General features: G+C 66.4%; 1 protein-coding gene and 1 pseudogene. One reads left to right on the plus strand and one right to left on the minus strand.

Features of this window, described 5'->3' with window-relative positions; all coding sequences use genetic code 11:
- Positions 1-235 (plus strand): hypothetical protein (locus CQZ88_RS24955; RefSeq protein WP_102800455.1); only part of this gene is annotated, 235 nt, incomplete at its 5' end.
- A gap of 35 nt (positions 236-270) precedes the next feature.
- Here CQZ88_RS24955 and CQZ88_RS31835 read toward each other — a convergent pair.
- Positions 271-1,978, minus strand: a pseudogene (locus CQZ88_RS31835) (protein kinase); the annotation flags it as partial.

The following is a 1,978-nucleotide window of genomic DNA, read 5'->3' on the forward strand; positions in this document are numbered from 1 at the left end:
CGCGCTGCTCGACTTCGCGGTACAGTGGGCACCCTACGACGGCGGCGACGAGCACATCCTTCCCGAGTTCGGACTCGTCCCCACCGACTTCTACCACCGATTGCGGTGTCTCCTCGACGCGCAACCGAAGATCGACGCCGGGACGCGGCGCCGTCTGAAGAGCCTTTGCACACGCAAACTCGGCTATCCCACGGTCGTCCAGCAGAAGTCGACGTCGCCCAACCGAGGACGGTGAAATACGCGGTCGTGGCGGATGCCGCGTTCCCGGGTTCACGCATCGTCCGGAGTCGTGGACGGGTTCGGGCTCTCCAGCAATCGGTCCAGGTAGAGAGCCGTTGCGGGACTGAGACCGTGGGCGCTGCGCTCCTGCGCGATGCGGTGCAGAAGGACGCTTACAGCGGACCCCGCATCCAGTAAGGGCTGGACGATACTGACCCCGGCGCATTGCTCGAGCACCGGAAGAACCACGCGCTCCGCCTCACGGTCCGACCCGGCAGTGGCGAGGCACTCGGTCAGCAACACGCGCGCATAGAGGGATGCTCTCGGCCGCCAGGTGGCGTCGATCGACTCTGCAAGCACTCGAGCTCTGTCACAGGCCTGCGTCCGGGCGCTGGCCGAGCCGGCAACAAGGAGCCGGATGACCGATTCCTCTGTGATCTCAGTGGTAACCCGACTGATACCGTCCAGCGGTTCTTGCGGGAGCTGCCGAGGAAAGCTGTCCGGGCTGAAATGCCCGGATCCGATTCCCAGGCGAATGCGCTCGTTCACGAGGTGCGCCGACAGGCGCGGAAGTTGCAATGTACGTGCCAGCTGTTCGCCTTCGTTCAATCGCTCGGCAGCAGCGTCGTACCGGCCGAGCCGGTGCTTCAGGCGCGCACCGACGACGTAGGTGGACAGCATGAAATCGACCGTTCCGCCTTCGGCCCCGAGACTGTGGCTCTGGTCGAGGAATCGCTCGGCCTCGGCAAGGTTCCCCTGCTCGTACAGCAGGTCTCCGAGCAGGGCCCCGGTGAGCCGGGAGCCGTAGGACAGTTCCACTCCCCGCTCGGTTGCCAGCTGCATGGCATGACGGAAACTGGCCTCGGCATCGCCGAGATCGAGTTGTTCTCGTGCGGCCAGCCCGTCGAGGCAGTACCCGTAGATGACGCTGAAGGGCCCGGAAGATCGCCGATGGTATGGACGTACCCATTGCTGCCAGCGCCGGGCCTCGGCAAAGTCGAACCGATGGATCGATCGAAACGACGCGACGTCAGCGGTGCCGCACAGGACCCAGGGGCGGAGCCGGTCGGCACGGGCGGTGCAGGCCTCGACCGCCGCATCCATCCCGTCGAGCCGGTCGTCGAAGGCGTTGACCGTGGCCCGGATGAGCGCTGCTTCGGCTCGGATGTCAGCTTCGTCTGCGGTTGCCGACGGCAGAGCTGCCGCGATGTTGCCGAGCGCCTCGGCGGCGGCAACGCGATGATGCAGGATGGCATGCGCCCAGGCCAGCGTGGTCTGTAGGCGCAGCCGGCGCGCGCTGGACGTGCCGGGGAGCTTCGCGGCCAGGCCGAGCAGGGTGCTCATCTGTGAGTGCTCGAGCAGTGGTATCGCCTCGTGTTCGACGGCATCGATCGCGTCGTCGTCGCTGCCGGCGACGAGGAAGTGATCCACAGCCGGGCTGAGTAGGTGCTGTTCGAGAAACCACTCGGCGGCGGTGTGATGCAACTCGATCAGGCGTTCCGGATCGTCACGCTCGAGCCGGCGGCGCAGGAACTCGGCGAACAGGTGGTGGTAGCGGAACCACTGTCCCTCCTCGTCGAGACGCGTGAGGAACAGGTTCCGCGCCTCGATGTCTTCGAGCACCGCCTGGGTATGCCCACGGCCGGTCAGGGCGGTGGCGAGAGCAGCGCACGTGCGCTCGGTGATCGACGTGGCGAGCAGGAAGTCGAGCAGATCCGGCTCCAGGGTATCGAGGACGTTCTCGGCGAGGTACTCGCCG

The sequence above is a fragment of the Rhodococcus sp. ENV425 genome (assembly GCF_002887785.1).
Classification (GTDB): domain Bacteria; phylum Actinomycetota; class Actinomycetes; order Mycobacteriales; family Mycobacteriaceae; genus Rhodococcus; species Rhodococcus aetherivorans.